The sequence below is a fragment of the Sulfitobacter sp. HI0027 genome (genome assembly GCF_001634775.1).
Lineage (GTDB): Bacteria > Pseudomonadota > Alphaproteobacteria > Rhodobacterales > Rhodobacteraceae > Sulfitobacter.
Window position 1 is genome coordinate 1 of sequence record NZ_LWER01000408.1, and the last position, 14,954, is coordinate 14,954.

Genomic DNA, 14,954 nt, shown 5'->3' on the forward strand with positions numbered 1-14,954 from the left:
GAAAAGCGCGCCGCCCCGCGACGGCTCCCATTTCAGCGCATCGCCCAAGCTTTCGGCCTCAAGAGCGAGCAGGAACAGACCCTCTTCGCCTTTGAAATGCTTGGCGGCGGTTTCTTCGGCCTGTTCGGCGGTGGAGAAATGCACGTAGCCATCGGTGACATCAATCGGCGCCCCGTCTGAGACCCCGTTCTTGCGCAGCGCAGCCCATTCGTCTGCGCGGAATATCTTGAAAATCAGCATGGCTTGTGATGCCCGCCGGGCGGGGCGGGGTCAAGACCTGCGGGTGACCATAGGGCAGGCGATATGATCTTTGACACAGACCAAACCCCGCGCCACGATACCGGCATAACAACCAACAGGGGAACTATCATGAAACAATTCCTGACCGCGACCGCAGCGCTGGCTTTGACCAGTGGCATGGCGGCGGCTGAATATAATCTGACCATTTTACACACCAATGATTTCCATGATCGGTTTGAGCCGATCAGCAAATATGACGGCCCCTGCAGCGCCGAAGACAATACCGCTGGCGAATGTTTCGGCGGCTCTGCCCGTCTGATGACCGCGATCGCCGAGGCGCGCGAGCGGGCAGGCAACAGCATGCTTGTGGATGGCGGTGACCAGTTTCAGGGCACGCTATTTTACACCCAGTACAAGGGTACACTCGCCGCTGAGATGATGAACCAGATGGGCTATGACGCGATGACCGTGGGCAACCATGAATTCGACGATGGCCCCGAAGTTCTGCGCGGCTTTATGGATGCGGTGGAATTCCCGGTGCTGATGTCCAACGCCGATGTCTCGGGCGAACCGCTTCTGGCCGACAAGCTGGCCAAATCCACCGTGATCGAGAAGGGGGGAGAAAAAATTGGCCTGATCGGTCTGACCCCAGAGGATACCCATGAGCTCGCCAGCCCCGGCGACAATGTCACCTTTTCTGACCCGGTCGCAGCGGTGCAGGGGGAGGTCGATCTGCTAATCGCCAAAGGCGTGAACAAGATCATCGTGCTCAGCCACTCGGGCTATGGCGTCGACCAAAAGGTTGCGGCAGAAACAACGGGCGTCGATGTGATAGTGGGCGGCCACACCAACACGCTGCTTAGCAACACGAACGAGCGTGCCGAGGGCCCCTATCCGACGATGGTGGGTGAGACCGCGATCGTGCAGGCCTATGCCTACGGCAAATTCTTGGGTGAGCTGAATGTGACCTTCGATGATGAGGGTAATATCACCAAGGCCGAGGGCGAGCCGCTGATCATGGACGCGGCTGTGACCGAGGATCAGCCCACCGTTGACCGTATCGCCGAAGCTGCCAAGCCGCTTGAGGAAATCCGCAACCGGGTGGTGGCCGATGCAGCCGAGGCAATCGACGGGGAGCGCGGCAACTGTCGCGCGCAGGAATGCGCCATGGGCAACCTCGTGTCCGACGCCATGTTGGACCGGGTGAAGGATCAAGGTATCGACATCGCGATCTCGAACGCGGGCGGCTTGCGCGCGTCGATCGACGCGGGCGAGGTGACCATGGGCGAGGTGCTGACCGTGCTGCCGTTCCAGAACACGCTGTCGACCTTCCAGATCAGCGGTGCCACCCTGATCGAGGCGCTGGAGAATGGTGTGAGCCAGTTGGAAGACGGCGCGGGCCGCTTCCCGCAGGTGGCGGGCATGTCCTACACCTTTGATCCCAAGGCCGAGCCGGGCAGCCGCATCAGCGATGTGATGGTCGCGGGCGCGCCGATTGATCCTGAAAAGACCTATGGCGCCGTGTCCAATAACTATGTCCGCAACGGCGGCGATGGCTACGCGATGTTCAAGGACGCCGAGAATGCCTGTGACTTCGGCCCCGATCTGGCCGATGTGACGGCGGAGTATCTGGCAAAGAGTGGCAGCTACAAGCCCTACACCGATGGCCGCATTACGATGAAGTAAGCTCACTGACCTGAGCGAAAGGGCGCGTCCGATTGGGCGCGCCCTTTTTGTTTAGGGGCCGGGCAGCGCCAGCCCGTCCGGGCGGTCTGGCGCTGCCCGGCGGGCATACGCCCTTGATTCCGGGCTATTGCGCCCGCTGCCAAGTCCGCACAAACCGACCGCCTCTTGCACCTTTCCCGCTACGGGATACACAGACGGCAACCGAAACAGGAGACCACCCATGCTGACCCCCTTCCACCTTGCCTATAACGTTCGCGACCTTGATGAGACCCGCGCCTTCTACGGCGATGTGCTGGGCTGCACCGAGGGCCGCTCGACCGAGACTTGGGTCGATTATTCCTTCTTTGGCCACCAAATTTCGATGCATCTGGGGGAGCCTTTCGCCACCGAAGCCACCGGCAAGGTGGGCGAACATATGGTGCCGATGCCGCATCTGGGGGTGGTCTTGCAGATGGACGATTGGAAGGCGCTGGCCGAGCGGCTGAAAGGCGCGAAGGTTGATTTCGTGATCGAACCGTCGCCGCGTTTCGAAGGGGAGCCGGGCGAGCAGGCGACGATGTTCTTCCGCGACCCTTCGGGCAACCCGATCGAGGTCAAAGGCTTTGCCGATATGGAACGTGTCTTTGCTCAGTAAGGCTCAGCGATGAAGCACCAAAGCCCCGCGGTTGAGGGCGGGGCTTTGGTAGGTCTGAATGGGCCGCGCAACCGCGGGGCCGGTTAGTCGAAACTGATCGCCCCTTCAAAGGCAGGCTCTTCCAAGGTCTGGCCACTGAAGGTCGTCGGGGTCTCTGCCGTAATGTCGAGCGTATAGCTCCCGTTCACGGGGATCGCGTCACTGGTCCAGGCATCGCCTTCACCGGTGATCGTGTGGCTGCCCGTGGCATTGTTGGTAAAGACCACCTGATCGCCCGGCTGCACATGCGAAAGCGCTGGGAAATAGGCACCGTCAACGATCAGCACGTTGCGGTTCTCGGCCATGGCGCTGGCTGCGCAAACGCTCAGGGCGAGGGCCAGAGCACCGGCGCTTTTGCGGTATGAACTTAGCATCATCTGCTCCTTTGGATCGCCCGATGCGGGCGGGTTAGCCGGTTTTATACAATGTAAATGCGGCATAACTTTGGCCGGTTCGGGCCGGATTATCAGTCTGTCGCGGGCTCTGCCTGCTGGGCGAGCCAGCCGCGGAAAGACGCAAGCGCCGCGGTCTCATCCCGGTCTTCGGGCCAGACGAGATAGTAATTGCCGATGCTCTGCGTGGTTTGCGACGCGGCCAGCACCAATTGCCCGTCGCGCAGGTAGGGGCGGGCGAAAAAGGTCGGCAGCAGAGCCACCCCCAGCCCGTGGATCGCCGCCTGCGCCATGGTCGAAAATTGGTCGAACATCATCCCGCCGGGCGGCTCATCGGTTACCCCCAACGATGATAGCCACCGCGCCCACCCGCGCGGGCGGGTTTCCAGATGCAACAACGGCAGATGCCGCACATCGCGCGCATCCTCCAAAGGTTCGGCCAGTAAATCAGGCGCACAGACGGCCACCACCGTTTCCGGCAAAAGCGGCAGATAGCGCACGCCGGGCCAGTCTTCATGACCAAAATGAATGGCGGCGTCGAATCGGCTGCCTGCAAAGGCGAAGGGCCGCAACCGGGTCGAAAGGTTCACCGTTACCTCTGGATGATCCCTTGCGAAGTCGCGCAGCCGGGGGGCCAGCCAATGCATGCCAAAGGCGGGCAAGATCGCCAGATCCAGCGTGCCGCCCGTGGGGTTCGTCCGGGCCGAAACCGAGGCCTGCGCCAGCCGGTTCAGGATGTCGCGCACCTGCGCAACATAATCCAACCCCGCCTGCGTCGGGCTCAGCCGGCGGCCCTGACGGATCATCAGCGACACGCCTAGCTGTTCCTCCAGCGTTTTGATCTGGCGGCTTACTGCGCTCTGCGTCAGGTTCAGTTCCTGTGCCGCCGCCGTGGCGGTGCCCAGCCGCACCACAGCCTCGAAAGACAGCAGGGCCGAGATCGAAGGCAGGAAGCGGCGCGGCGCGATCATATGACTTTTTCTCATGAACTCAGGACAAAGCAGCGATAGAGTTTGCGCCGCCAATTTGCAATACTGCCGCAAATCACATCACCCGAAAGGATGCATCATGACTGCAGACGCCCCCAAGCTGCGCGCCAAGGACAAACCCGATCTTGGCACCTTCGATTGGCAGGATCCCTTCCGCCTCGACAGCCAGTTGAGCGAAGACGAACGCATGATCCGCGACAGCGCCCGTGCCTATGCGCAGGAAAAGCTGCAACCGCGCGTCATCGAAGCCTTTGCCGAGGAAAAGACCGACCCCGAAATCTTCCGCGAGATGGGCGAGATGGGCCTTTTGGGTGTCACCATCCCCGAGGAATACGGCGGGCTGGGCGGCAGCTATGTCTCCTACGGCCTCGTCGCGCGCGAAGTTGAACGGGTCGACAGCGGCTACCGGTCGATGATGTCGGTGCAGGCGAGCCTCGTGATGTACCCGATCTATGCCTATGGCTCCGAAGAGCAGCGCCAAAAGTATCTGCCGAAGCTCTGCTCGGGCGAATGGATCGGCTGCTTTGGCCTGACAGAGCCTGACGCAGGTTCCGACCCTGCGGGCATGAAAACCCGCGCCGTGAAGACCGAGAATGGCTACAAGCTGACCGGCTCCAAGATGTGGATCTCGAACTCCCCCATCGCCGATGTCTTCGTGGTTTGGGCCAAATCCGAGGCGCATGATGGCAAGATCCGCGGCTTCGTGCTGGAGAAGGGCATGAAGGGCCTGAGCGCGCCGAAAGTGGGCAACAAGCTCAGCTTGCGCGCCTCGATCACCGGCGAGATCGTGATGGATGGCGTCGAAGTGGGCGAAGATGCGCTGCTGCCCAACGTGCAGGGGCTGAAGGGGCCGTTCGGCTGTTTGAACCGCGCGCGCTATGGCATCTCTTGGGGTGCAATGGGTGCTGCGGAATTCTGCTGGCACGCCGCGCTGCAGTACGGGTTGGACCGCAAACAGTTTAACAAGCCGCTGGCCCAGACCCAGCTTTTCCAGAAAAAGCTGGCCGACATGATGACCGAGATTTCGCTCGGCCTGCAGGGCTCGCTGCAAGTGGGTCGTTTGATGGATGCCGCCAATGCCGCGCCTGAGATGGTTTCGATCGTCAAGCGCAACAACTGTGGCAAGGCGCTCGACGTGGCGCGCATGTCGCGTGACATGCACGGCGGCAACGGCATCTCGGGTGAATTCCAAGTGATCCGTCACATGATGAACCTTGAGACGGTGAACACCTATGAGGGCACCCATGACGTGCACGCCCTGATCTTGGGCCGCGCCCAGACTGGCCTGCAGGCGTTCTTCTAAAGACCGGCAATGGGGGGAACTGTTCCCCCGGCCACTCTCAAATACTTATGGCCAGAACGAGAGGCGGCGCCTTTCTTTCTGGCCGAAATGCTTTCGCCGAGTGCGATTACTTCCTATTCCAAGAGGCCCCATGGACCGCGTTGCCATCGTTCATGAGAACTTCCTCCGTCGCGTCGCGGCGGGGGATTTTCCCGTTTCCACCTCCGACAAGAAGGCGCTTGATCGGGCCGCGTTGGAGCAGCTCTACCGCGCGCAGGTGCTGAGCCGTGCGCTCGACCTGCAAAGCCGTGTGATGCAGAAAGAGGGGCAGGGGTTTTACACCATCGGCTCGTCTGGGCACGAAGGTATGGCGGCGGTGGCGGCGGCGCTGCGCGTCGATGACATCGCCTTCCTGCATTACCGCGATGCGGCTTTCCAGATCGCCCGGGCCGATCAGGCCGAGGGGCAGGACATGCTGCGCGATATGCTCCTGAGTTTCGCCTGTTCGGCTGAGGATCCGATCAGTGGCGGGCGGCACAAGGTGCTGGGCTCGCGCCCGCTGATGATCCCGCCGCAGACCTCGACCATTGCCAGCCACCTGCCCAAGGCCGTGGGGGCCGCGCATTCCATCGGCATGGCACGGCGCAACCGGCCCGAGCACGCGATCCTGCCGCGCGATGCGATTGCCATGTGCGGTTTCGGCGATGCCTCGGCCAACCACTCCACCGCGCAGGGCGCGATCAATGCCGCCTGTTGGACCGCCGTTCAGGGCGTGCCGCTGCCGTTGCTTTTCGTCTGTGAGGACAATGGCATCGGGATTTCGACCAAGACCCCGACGGGCTGGATCAAAGCCTCCATGTCTGCCCGTCCGGGCTTGAAGTATTTTGAGGGCGATGGGCTGGACCTTCATGCGGCCTATGCAGCGGCGAAGGAAGCGGCGGATTATGTTCGGGTCCACCGTAAGCCCGCCTTCCTGCATCTACGCACTGTGCGGCTCTATGGTCATGCGGGGGCGGATGTGGCGACTTCCTATCTGCCGCGTGCAGAGGTCGAGGCCGATGAGGCGAACGATCCGCTGCTGCATTCCGCGCGCCTGTTGGTGGAGGCCGGAATGAACGCCGATGAGGCGCTGGAGATTTACCGCGAGACCCAAGATGCCGTGGCGAAAGCGGCGGCAGAGGTGATCAAACGCCCGCGTCTCAAGACGGCATCCGATGTGATGGCGAGCCTCGTGCCGCCCAAACGCGACTGCGCGCCGAGCAATGGGCCGAGCGCGGAAGTGCGGGCCGAAACCTTTGGCAGCGACATGGCGCAAATGGACAACCCGCAGCCGATGTCGCGGCTGATCAACTGGGCGCTGCATGATCTGATGCTCTCGCATTCCGAGACCATGTTGATGGGCGAGGACGTGGGCCGTAAGGGCGGGGTCTATGGCGTGACACAAAAGTTGCAGGGCCGGTTTGGGCCGGGGCGTGTGATCGACACGCTGTTGGATGAACAGAGCATTCTGGGTCTCGCCATCGGTATGGCGCATAACGGTTTCGTGCCGATGCCTGAGATCCAGTTCCTCGCCTATCTGCACAATGCCGAAGACCAGTTGCGCGGCGAAGCGGCGACGTTGCCGTTCTTCTCGGACGGGCAGTGGAGCAATCCGATGGTGCTGCGCATCGCCGGGCTGGGCTATCAGAAGGGCTTTGGTGGGCATTTTCACAATGACAATTCGCTGGCCGTGTTGCGTGACATTCCGGGGATCATCATTGCTTGCCCCTCGGCGGGGGATGATGCGGCGATGATGCTGCGCGAGGCGCACCGTTTGGCGCGTGAGGAGCAGCGGGTTGTGGTTTTTGTCGAGCCCATCGCGCTCTATCCGACGAGGGATTTGCTGGAGGCCGGGGACGGCGGCTGGATGCGGCACTACCCGGCACCTGATCGGCGGATCGGTTTGGGCGAGGTTGGTGTCACGGGCGAGGGGGCCGATCTGGCGATCGTGAGCTATGGCAACGGGCATTATCTGAGCCAGCAGGCGGCGCATGATCTGGCAAAGCAGGGTGTCGCGGTGCGGGTGATAGACCTGCGTTGGTTGGCCCCACTGCCGGAAGAGGCGCTGTTGGCAGCAATCGGGGATCGGCCTGTGCTGATCGTTGATGAATGCCGCCGCACCGGCGGGCAGGCCGAAGCCCTGATGGCGCTGATGGCCGAGCGCGGTGTTGAGCGTTTTGCGCGGCTGACGGCGGAGGATAGTTTTATCGCAACGGGTCCGGCCTATGCGGCAACCCTTCCCTCGCGGGAGGGGATCGTGGCGGCGGCGCGGGAGTTGGTGGGGAGGGCGTAGGTGCCACCCGGACCGGATTCAAGCGGCAGGCGCCGACCCGCAGGCAGGCTATGGCCCTCGGTTTTCCGTGGCCCATAGCCCTGCGCGCCTAGTGGCTATCCGCTGGCGCACCGCCCTGAAAATTATTCCCATTCACATAGTCACAAGGCGCTTCGCGCATCTCAAGATGCAGGCCATCGCCTGTGTAGGGATGCGCGCGGGCGAGGTCTTCGTCCACTTCGATCCCCAGACCGGGCGCTTCGGGTGCGGTGATGAACCCATCCTCCACCCGGATCGACCCTTTGATCAGCTGGTCATGAAACGGCGTCTCAATGCACTCGCACATCAGAATATTCGGGATCGCCGTGGCAAGCTGCACATTCGCCGCCCATTCCACCGGCCCAGCATAGAGATGCGGTGCCACCTGCGCGTTATAGACCTCGGCCATGGCGGCGATCTTTTTGGCCTCGGCGATACCGCCCACGCGGCCAAGCGCCGGTTGCAAAATCTCCGCCGCCCCGGCACGCAAGAGCGGCGCAAACTCGGCCTTGGTGGTCAGCCGCTCGCCGGTGGCCACGGGGACGCGCACGCCGCGCGCGACCTTAGCCATCTGCTCAGGCGCGTCTGGGGGGATCGGCTCTTCGTACCAGAGCGGGCTGTAGGGTTCGATCGCTTGGCCCAGCCGGATCGCGCCTGCGGTGGTGAACTGTCCATGGGTGCCAAAGAGCAGATCGGCACGGTCGCCAACGGCCTCACGGATGGCTTTGCAGAACGCCGCCGAGGTGCTGATATCCGACATCGCAGGCATATGCCCGCCGCGCAGCGTATAGGGGCCAGCGGGGTCGAATTTCACCGCCGTATAGCCGCGTGCCACGCAATCTGCCGCCGATTCCGCTGCCATCTCGGGCGAGGTCCAAAACTCCGCCATGCTGTGATGCGGCAGCGGGTAGAGGTAGGTATAGCCGCGCACCCGGTCATTGGTGCGCCCGCCGATCAACGCATGCACCGGACGGTCGCGGTCTTTGCCAAGGATGTCCCAACAGGCGATCTCTAGCCCCGAAAACGCGCCCATGACGGTCAGGTCTGGCCGCTGGGTGAAGCCCGATGAATAGGCGCGGCGGAACATCAACTCGATATTCTCGGGGTTTTCGCCCTGCATGTGGCGGGCAAAGACATCCTCGATCACCGCGCGCATCGCGTCGGGCCCGACGCTGGCGGCATAGCATTCGCCCCAGCCGGTCACGCCGGTGTCGGTGGTTACTTTGACCAGTATCCAATAGCGCCCGCCCCAGCCGGGGGCGGGCGGGGCCGTCACGATGATATCGAGATCTTGTAGCTTCATGACGGTCTCTCCTGCGCGCTTGATCAGGTCTCTTTTTTGTCGTCGACGATGGTCATCTGTGCAATGCCGCTTTCGCCCAGATCGACCTTGGCGAAGGGGCCGCCGTGGCACATCTGACCGGGGTCGGTGATGTCGACAGGGCCTTCTTCGGCCAGCACTTTTTCGGCGAATTGCTCTGCGTTGTCCTTGGGCCGGTAGCCGAGGAAGGCGGCCTTGGCATTGTCCACCGGCGCGCGGTCGTTGTTCGACACACCGTAGATGACCGAGAAACCGACCGAGGGCGTGTCAACGGCGCGGGTCACCAGTTGGATCAGATCGTCATAGCTGAGCCACGAACCAAGCGCGCGGGAGTTGTTGACCTGCGCGGCGCTGAGGATGCGCAGATGCACGGACTCAAGCTGGCGTTTGTCCCAATACATTGAGCCGAGGTCTTCGGTGAAGCATTTGGCGAGGCCGTAGAATGTGTCAGGCTTGTGGGGGGCGTCAATGCCGATGAAATCGGATTTCTTGTGCATCCCCACGGCATGGATTGAGGAGGCATAGACGACGCGGCGTGCGCCTGCTTGATAGGCCGCTTCCCACACGTTGTAAGAGCCGACGAAGTTCGGGCCGAGCAGCTCCATAAAGGGTTTTTCGTCCACGATGGCACCGAAATGCACCACCATGTCGGCCCCTTCCATCAGGGCGGCGACCTGATCGTATTCTGCCAGATCGGCCTTCTGATAGCGCTCGCCCTCATAAAGCTTGCCGATGTCCTCGGCGATGTCGGAGCTGACCAATTCTTCGCACATCGCGGCCAGCGGCTCACGCAGGTAAGAGCCAAGCCGACCGGCAGCACCTGTCAGGACCAGTTTCTTAAATTTCATAACATCTTCCTTTCACGTCTCAGAAATCTTGTCGCGCACTTGGGCGCGCAGCGCATCGGCCCCTTTGGCCAAAAGACCAACGTCCGTGCCGCAGGCGACAAAGGTGAAGCCTTCGTTCAGCAATTCGGCGGCGAAATCGGGGTCGGTGACCAGCGTGCCCACGGGAATGCCCTTGTCCATCAGCAGATTGGCGGCGGGGCGGATCACCTCCCAGACCTCGGGGTGCAGGGTCTGACCGAGGTGGCCCATGTCGGCGGCGATATCGGCGGGGCCAAAGAAGATTCCGTCGATCCCCTCAACCTCGGCAAAGGCGGCGGCGTTTTCAACGGCGGCGCGGGTCTCAAGCTGGATCAGGATGGCGGTCTGGCTCTCAACTTCGGTGTTGTAATCCTCGACCCGGCCAAACTGGTTGGCGCGGTTCAGCCCGGCCACCCCCCGGACACCGCGCGGCGGGTAGCGGCAGGCGGCCACGGCGGCGCGGGCCTCTTCAGGCGATTGCACCATCGGAAACAGCAGCCCCGGCGCGCCGAGATCCATCAGGCGTTTGACCTTGACCGCGTCGTTCCAATCGGGCCGCACCATCGCCGTGGTGTCACTGCCCGAGAACGCCTGCAGCTGCCCCAGCACCGATTTCATGTCGCTCGGCGCGTGCTCCATATCCAGCATCACCCAGTCATAGCCCGCATGAGCCACCACCTCGGCGGCATAGCCATCCGAGAGGGAGACCCAGAGGCCCAGTTGCTTTTTCCCGGCGCGGATGGCCGTGAGGAATGTATTCTCGGGGTGCTTCATATCACGGCCTTTTCGATGAATTTCTCGGAACGCACGATCCGCGCGTAGTCCAGCGGCGTGAGGTCTAGCGTGCGATAGGCGCCATGGGTGATCAACTCAGCCGTGCCGCGCCCGATGGCGGGGGCCTGCTGCAACCCATGGCCGGAAAACCCGTTCATAAAGACGAAGTTCTCGACCTTGTCGTGCCGCCCGACAATTGCGTTCTGATCCACAGTGTTAAAGGCGTAGTGGCCGACCCATTCATTGATCACCTTGACCCGTTCAAAGGCCGGAACGCGGGTGGCAATGATGGGCCAGACTTTCTCCTCCCAAATCGAATGATCAAAGGCAAAGTCATCATAGGCCGCGTCATAGTCATCTTCGGGCGGGCAGCCTGCCATATAATATTTGCCCTCTTGGCGCATATGCACGCCGCTGGGGTCGATGGTCAGCGGCAGGTCCATCTCCAGCGGCTCCGCTGCATCAAAGATGAAGGTGTAGCGCTTGCGCGGCACCACGGGCAGGGCGATCCCGGCCATCTGCGCCGTCGCCGCCGCGCGGGGGCCAGAGGCGTTGACCACCGTGCCACAAGCGACCTTTGCGCCGGATTTTAACTTCACGGCATCCACGGCGCTGCCAGCCGCGTTCAGGGTCATTCCCGTCACTTCGTCGTGGATAAAGGTCACGCCGCGCCGCTTGGCCATACGTTTGAACCAGTCGAACATCGTGCCGCCGTCAAAGTAGCCTTCGTTCACCGTGTTGTGGTTGCCCGCGATGACATCGTCGAGCATGTAAAATGGATAGCGCGCGGCGATTTCATCCTTGGTCATATGCTGGGTATGCGCGCCCATGGAGGCCTGAATGCTCTGCGCCTCGCGCAGGGTCTGGGCAAACTCGGGCGTGTCGGCAAGGTAGAGATAGCCAAAGCTCTGCAGCGCCAGGTCCGGCACCTCGGGATCGTCATGCATGAAGTGGCGGAAGTTCTTAATAAACTCGGCCCCGAACTGCGAAATCTGGATGTTTACCGGCGCGGTGAACTGCTGGCGGATGCAGGAATTTGTGTGGCTGGTTGAGGCAAACTCATAGGTGGGGTCACGCTCCACCACCAGCACTTCGCCGTCAAATCCCGGCGTGTTGGTCAGCCACCAAGCCAGTGCCGAGCCGTAGATGGCCCCGCCCACGATCACCACGTCATATGACGTCTCAAGCGCGTTTTGCATGCACAGTCTCCCTTTGCGCATTCCCCTCTGAATTGTGGGTAGCCTAAGCATCCAGAGCCTGCAATCTTTGTGAACGGCAGGGCGATTTTTCGTTTTTCCGCGATGGGTTGCGCGACTGCCCTAGGTTGGGGCAGGGTGGTATTCAAAAGATGCGGTTCTATTGCATCGTTGACTTTTGTAGCGGCTGTCGCACCATGATCGATGTGCCGCAAAAGATATCACCGCCCGAAGGAGTGGCCCTTGGACAGCGACCGTGAAGAGATTGAACGTCTGATTGCACAGGTTGCATTGGGGGATCGTGCCGCCTTTGAGGCGCTTTATGATCGGGTGTCTGCGAAACTATTCGGGGTCTGCCTGCGTGTGTTGGATACACGGGCCGCAGCAGAGGACGCCATGCAGGACAGTTTCGTCAAAATCTGGAACCATTCCGACCGCTATCTGGCCAATGGCCTGTCGCCGATGACGTGGCTGATCACCATTGCGCGCAACACTGCGATCGACCGGCTGCGCGCCACCCGCAAAGGCCATCAGAATATCGATACGCCGGGGCTGGAACTGGCCGCGCCGGGGCCGAACCCCGAGCAATCCGCCGTGGCCGCATCCGAAGCGAAGCGCCTGACCGGCTGCCTCGACGATTTAGAGGCCGACCGGGGCGCTGCCGTGCGCGGTGCCTATCTCGACGGCGACAGCTATGCCGACCTTGCGCAGCGTTTCAACGTGCCGCTCAATACCATGCGCACTTGGCTGCGTCGCGGGTTGATGAGCCTGCGGGAGTGTATGAGCGCATGAGTGACACCCCCATCATTCCAGCCGGAGACGACGATCTTCTGGCCGCCGAAGTGGCCTTGGGCCTGCTGGAAGGCGAAGACCGTGCGGCGGCGCGCGCGCGCCTACTTCAAGACCGTGATTTTTCCCGCAGCGTCGCCGATTGGCAGGAGCGTTTCGTGGCGATGACCGACGATATCGCGCCCGTCGACCCGCCTGCGAAACTGCGCCGCACGCTGATGTCGCGGCTCTTCCCCGCGCGGCAGGTGCCGTTGATGCAGCGGCTCTGGCTCTGGCAAGTGATATCGGTTGCGGCACTCGCCACCGTGGCCTTCCTTGCCTTGCCGGTGCTGCGCGAGGCACCGGTTCAGTCGCCGGGCGAGGTCTATGCCACCCGCATGGCCGCCGAAGACAGCGCGCTGGAACTGCTGGCTGTCATGGACATGTCGCGCGGCGATATCGCGCTGCGCCGGGTCTCGGGCACCGCACCCGAAGGCCGCGTGCTGGAGCTTTGGGCCATCTTGCCGGACCGCGCGCCGATCTCTTTGGGCGTGTTGCCTGAGGGTGAAGTCAACCGCGTGGTCTTGCCCGCCGATTTGGCACCCGAGGCCGCGCAAATCACACTGGCCATCACGGATGAGCCACCGGGCGGCGCCCCTGACGGTGCCCCCACCGGCACCATCATGGCTGCCGGTACCGTGGCCGAACTCTAGACCCCGAAACGCCCTTCTCTGATCGAGTGGGGCGTTTCACTTTTCTAGTTTAAAACAACGCGCTACAACTTTATTTCGAATTTTTTGAACCATTCTGAAACTCCTCTCACTCTTGGCCCGTGGGTCCAGTATCGCCGCCCACAACGGGGGGCATCTGAGGAGGAAACCAGATGAAAACGCTCAAGACATTTGCCGCCGCGACCGCCACTGTCGCCCTGTTGGCCACCGGTGCCATCGCTGCCAATCCCGAAGTGGGCGGCGCGCCCATGTTCGAGAACAAAAACATCGTCGAGAACGCCGTGAACTCCGCCGATCACACCACGCTGGTCGCCGCCGTGAAAGCCGCCGGTCTGGTCGACACGCTGGCCTCCGAAGGTCCGTTCACCGTTTTCGCCCCGGTCAATTCCGCCTTTGATGCGCTGCCCGCTGGCACCGTCGACACGCTGCTCAAGCCCGAGAACAAAGACATGCTGACCAAAGTGCTGACTGCGCATGTGGTCGCGGGCAACTGGTCTGCTGCCGACATCGCCGCCAAGGCGCGCGCCTCCAGCGATGGGTTCTACCACTTTAACGCCGTGTCCGGCGACGCGCTGTCGGCACAGGTGAAGGGTAACAACGTCTACATCATCGACGAGAGCGGCAATGCATCGCGCGTGACTATCGCAGATGTGAACCAGTCCAACGGCGTCATCCATGTTGTAAACAGCGTGCTGGTGCCCAAGTAATAGGCAACCCGCACGATGTGGCCGGACCAGTACCTCCATGCTGGTCCGGCGTTGACCTAATCCGAAAGCGAGGAGTAACACCATGAACAGACGTCATTTTCTGACATCGACCTTTCTGGGCGCCACCGCCATCGGGTTGGGCGCACGCGGCGCTTTGGCAGCCTATGTCGAAGGCGATTTTGAGGTTGAGCGAACGGAAACCGAGTGGCGCGCCATGCTGAGCGATACCGAATATGCGGTCATGCGCGAAGGCGATACGGAACGCGCCTTTACCAGCCCCCTGAATGATGAGACGCGCGCCGGGACATTCATTTGCAAAGGCTGTGACCAGCCGCTCTACGATGCCGCGACCAAGTTCAAAAGCGGCACCGGCTGGCCGAGCTTTTACCAACCGCTAGAAAATGCGGTCGAGACGATGTCCGACAACAGTTTCTTTATGCGCCGGACCGAGGTGCATTGCGACCGTTGCGGCAGCCATCTGGGCCATATCTTTGATGACGGGCCCGAGCCTACGGGCAAGCGGCATTGCATTAACGGCGTCTCATTGAAATTCACCGCCGCCTGAGCACGGACGCTCTGACGATTAGACCGCGCGCCGCTTTCGGCGCGCGTTGTCGTCTCAGGTGCCGCGCGGTTTGGCCCGCAGGGTCGGGTCTGCGACCGTAGGGTCTTCGGGCCACGGGTGGCGCGGGTAACGTCCGCGCATGTCTTTTCGCACATCGCCGTAGGAACTTGCCCAAAATCCGGGGATGTCCATCGTGACCTGCACCGGGCGCTGAGCGGGGGAGAGCAGGGTGACCTGCAATGGCTGCCCGCCCACCGTTGGATGGCGGGTAACGCCGAACATCTCTTGTAGGCGCAGGGCAATGCCGGGGGTCTCACCGCTGTAGTCAATGGCCACGCGCCGCCCCAATGGGGTTTCGAAATGCGCGGGCGCGGCGCGTGGCCATTGACTACAGCGGTGAGACCCCCGGCATTG

The 14,954-nt window shown here is 62.1% G+C and carries 16 protein-coding genes; 8 read left to right on the plus strand and 8 right to left on the minus strand.

The features are described 5' to 3' along the window. Window positions 1–240, minus strand: a 240-nt coding sequence (locus A3722_RS18525) for a DUF952 domain-containing protein (RefSeq protein WP_067916358.1), incomplete at its 3' end; no start/stop codon positions are given. Between the two features lie 129 nt (window positions 241–369). Here A3722_RS18525 and A3722_RS18530 point away from each other — a divergent pair. Further along, complete coding sequence (locus tag A3722_RS18530) at window positions 370–1,926, plus strand: bifunctional metallophosphatase/5'-nucleotidase (protein ID WP_067630145.1); 1,557 nt, start codon at window positions 370–372, stop codon at window positions 1,924–1,926. A 220-nt stretch (window positions 1,927–2,146) separates the two neighbouring features. After that, window positions 2,147–2,560: a VOC family protein gene (locus A3722_RS18535; protein WP_067630148.1), complete on the plus strand. Its 414-nt coding sequence runs from the start codon at window positions 2,147–2,149 to the stop codon at window positions 2,558–2,560. Between the two features lie 83 nt (window positions 2,561–2,643). On the opposite strand, the gene A3722_RS18540 is transcribed toward A3722_RS18535, so the two are convergent. Both A3722_RS18540 and A3722_RS18545 read right to left on the minus strand, forming a co-directional pair. Further along, window positions 2,644–2,973, minus strand: a complete 330-nt coding sequence (locus A3722_RS18540) for a hypothetical protein (RefSeq protein ID WP_067630150.1) — start codon at window positions 2,971–2,973, stop codon at window positions 2,644–2,646. A 92-nt stretch (window positions 2,974–3,065) separates the two neighbouring features. Further along, complete coding sequence (locus A3722_RS18545) at window positions 3,066–3,962, minus strand: LysR substrate-binding domain-containing protein (protein WP_067630153.1); 897 nt, start codon at window positions 3,960–3,962, stop codon at window positions 3,066–3,068. Between the two features lie 97 nt (window positions 3,963–4,059). Here A3722_RS18545 and A3722_RS18550 point away from each other — a divergent pair, with 97 nt between their 5' ends. Next, entirely contained in the window at window positions 4,060–5,283 is a 1,224-nt protein-coding gene (locus A3722_RS18550; protein WP_067630156.1) for an acyl-CoA dehydrogenase, read from the plus strand. A gap of 130 nt (window positions 5,284–5,413) precedes the next feature. Next, entirely contained in the window at window positions 5,414–7,594 is a 2,181-nt protein-coding gene (locus A3722_RS18555) for a thiamine pyrophosphate-dependent enzyme (RefSeq protein ID WP_067630159.1), read from the plus strand. An 88-nt stretch (window positions 7,595–7,682) separates the two neighbouring features. On the opposite strand, the gene A3722_RS18560 is transcribed toward A3722_RS18555, so the two are convergent. Genes A3722_RS18560 through A3722_RS18575 form a run of 4 tightly spaced genes read right to left on the minus strand, consistent with a single transcriptional unit; the run spans window position 7,683 to window position 11,772 of the window. Continuing rightward, window positions 7,683–8,915 carry a mandelate racemase/muconate lactonizing enzyme family protein gene (locus tag A3722_RS18560; protein ID WP_067630163.1) on the minus strand — a complete coding sequence of 411 codons (1,233 nt, stop codon included), beginning with the start codon at window positions 8,913–8,915 and terminating at the stop codon, window positions 7,683–7,685. 23 nt (window positions 8,916–8,938) lie between these two features. Beyond that, complete coding sequence (locus A3722_RS18565) at window positions 8,939–9,781, minus strand: NAD-dependent epimerase/dehydratase family protein (RefSeq protein WP_067630166.1); 843 nt, start codon at window positions 9,779–9,781, stop codon at window positions 8,939–8,941. A 12-nt stretch (window positions 9,782–9,793) separates the two neighbouring features. Then, entirely contained in the window at window positions 9,794–10,573 is a 780-nt protein-coding gene (locus A3722_RS18570) for an HpcH/HpaI aldolase family protein (RefSeq protein ID WP_067630169.1), read from the minus strand. Continuing rightward, window positions 10,570–11,772, minus strand: a complete 1,203-nt coding sequence (locus tag A3722_RS18575) for an NAD(P)/FAD-dependent oxidoreductase (protein ID WP_067630172.1) — start codon at window positions 11,770–11,772, stop codon at window positions 10,570–10,572. The genes A3722_RS18570 and A3722_RS18575 overlap by 4 nt, the downstream gene beginning before the upstream one ends. 201 nt (window positions 11,773–11,973) lie before the next feature. Between A3722_RS18575 and A3722_RS18580 the strand changes: the two genes are divergently transcribed. The 4 genes from A3722_RS18580 (at window position 11,974) to msrB (ending at window position 14,540) form a co-directional block, all read left to right on the plus strand. Continuing rightward, the gene (locus A3722_RS18580) at window positions 11,974–12,561 is read left to right on the plus strand and encodes a sigma-70 family RNA polymerase sigma factor (protein WP_067630175.1); all 588 of its coding nucleotides are present in this window, start codon (window positions 11,974–11,976) and stop codon (window positions 12,559–12,561) included. Beyond that, window positions 12,558–13,250, plus strand: a complete 693-nt coding sequence (locus A3722_RS18585; protein WP_067625827.1) for an anti-sigma factor — start codon at window positions 12,558–12,560, stop codon at window positions 13,248–13,250. Before A3722_RS18580 ends, A3722_RS18585 begins: the two co-directional genes overlap by 4 nt. Before the next feature lie 170 nt (window positions 13,251–13,420). Beyond that, window positions 13,421–13,975, plus strand: a complete 555-nt coding sequence (locus tag A3722_RS18590; protein ID WP_067625829.1) for a fasciclin domain-containing protein — start codon at window positions 13,421–13,423, stop codon at window positions 13,973–13,975. Window positions 13,976–14,057: 82 nt separating this feature from the next. Beyond that, window positions 14,058–14,540: a peptide-methionine (R)-S-oxide reductase MsrB gene (msrB, locus tag A3722_RS18595; protein ID WP_067625832.1), complete on the plus strand. Its 483-nt coding sequence runs from the start codon at window positions 14,058–14,060 to the stop codon at window positions 14,538–14,540. A 54-nt stretch (window positions 14,541–14,594) separates the two neighbouring features. On the opposite strand, the gene A3722_RS18600 is transcribed toward msrB, so the two are convergent. Beyond that, window positions 14,595–14,954: ATP-dependent helicase C-terminal domain-containing protein (locus tag A3722_RS18600; protein ID WP_330220234.1), on the minus strand; the 360-nt coding region annotated here is incomplete at its 5' end.

Bases quoted from the DNA above. Each gene is read 5' to 3' on its own strand.
- A3722_RS18580 (WP_067630175.1), top strand. From the start codon at position 11,974: ATGTGCCGCAAAAGATATCACCGCCCGAAGGAGTGGCCCTTGGACAGC.
- A3722_RS18540 (WP_067630150.1), bottom strand. From the start codon at position 2,973: ATGCTAAGTTCATACCGCAAAAGCGCCGGTGCTCTGGCCCTCGCCCTG.
- A3722_RS18565 (WP_067630166.1), bottom strand. From the start codon at position 9,781: ATGAAATTTAAGAAACTGGTCCTGACAGGTGCTGCCGGTCGGCTTGGC.
- A3722_RS18530 (WP_067630145.1), top strand. From the start codon at position 370: ATGAAACAATTCCTGACCGCGACCGCAGCGCTGGCTTTGACCAGTGGC.
- A3722_RS18570 (WP_067630169.1), bottom strand. From the start codon at position 10,573: ATGAAGCACCCCGAGAATACATTCCTCACGGCCATCCGCGCCGGGAAA.
- A3722_RS18560 (WP_067630163.1), bottom strand. From the start codon at position 8,915: ATGAAGCTACAAGATCTCGATATCATCGTGACGGCCCCGCCCGCCCCC.
- A3722_RS18535 (WP_067630148.1), top strand. From the start codon at position 2,147: ATGCTGACCCCCTTCCACCTTGCCTATAACGTTCGCGACCTTGATGAG.
- A3722_RS18575 (WP_067630172.1), bottom strand. From the start codon at position 11,772: ATGCAAAACGCGCTTGAGACGTCATATGACGTGGTGATCGTGGGCGGG.
- A3722_RS18545 (WP_067630153.1), bottom strand. From the start codon at position 3,962: ATGATCGCGCCGCGCCGCTTCCTGCCTTCGATCTCGGCCCTGCTGTCT.
- A3722_RS18590 (WP_067625829.1), top strand. From the start codon at position 13,421: ATGAAAACGCTCAAGACATTTGCCGCCGCGACCGCCACTGTCGCCCTG.
- A3722_RS18585 (WP_067625827.1), top strand. From the start codon at position 12,558: ATGAGTGACACCCCCATCATTCCAGCCGGAGACGACGATCTTCTGGCC.
- msrB (WP_067625832.1), top strand. From the start codon at position 14,058: ATGAACAGACGTCATTTTCTGACATCGACCTTTCTGGGCGCCACCGCC.
- A3722_RS18555 (WP_067630159.1), top strand. From the start codon at position 5,414: ATGGACCGCGTTGCCATCGTTCATGAGAACTTCCTCCGTCGCGTCGCG.
- A3722_RS18550 (WP_067630156.1), top strand. From the start codon at position 4,060: ATGACTGCAGACGCCCCCAAGCTGCGCGCCAAGGACAAACCCGATCTT.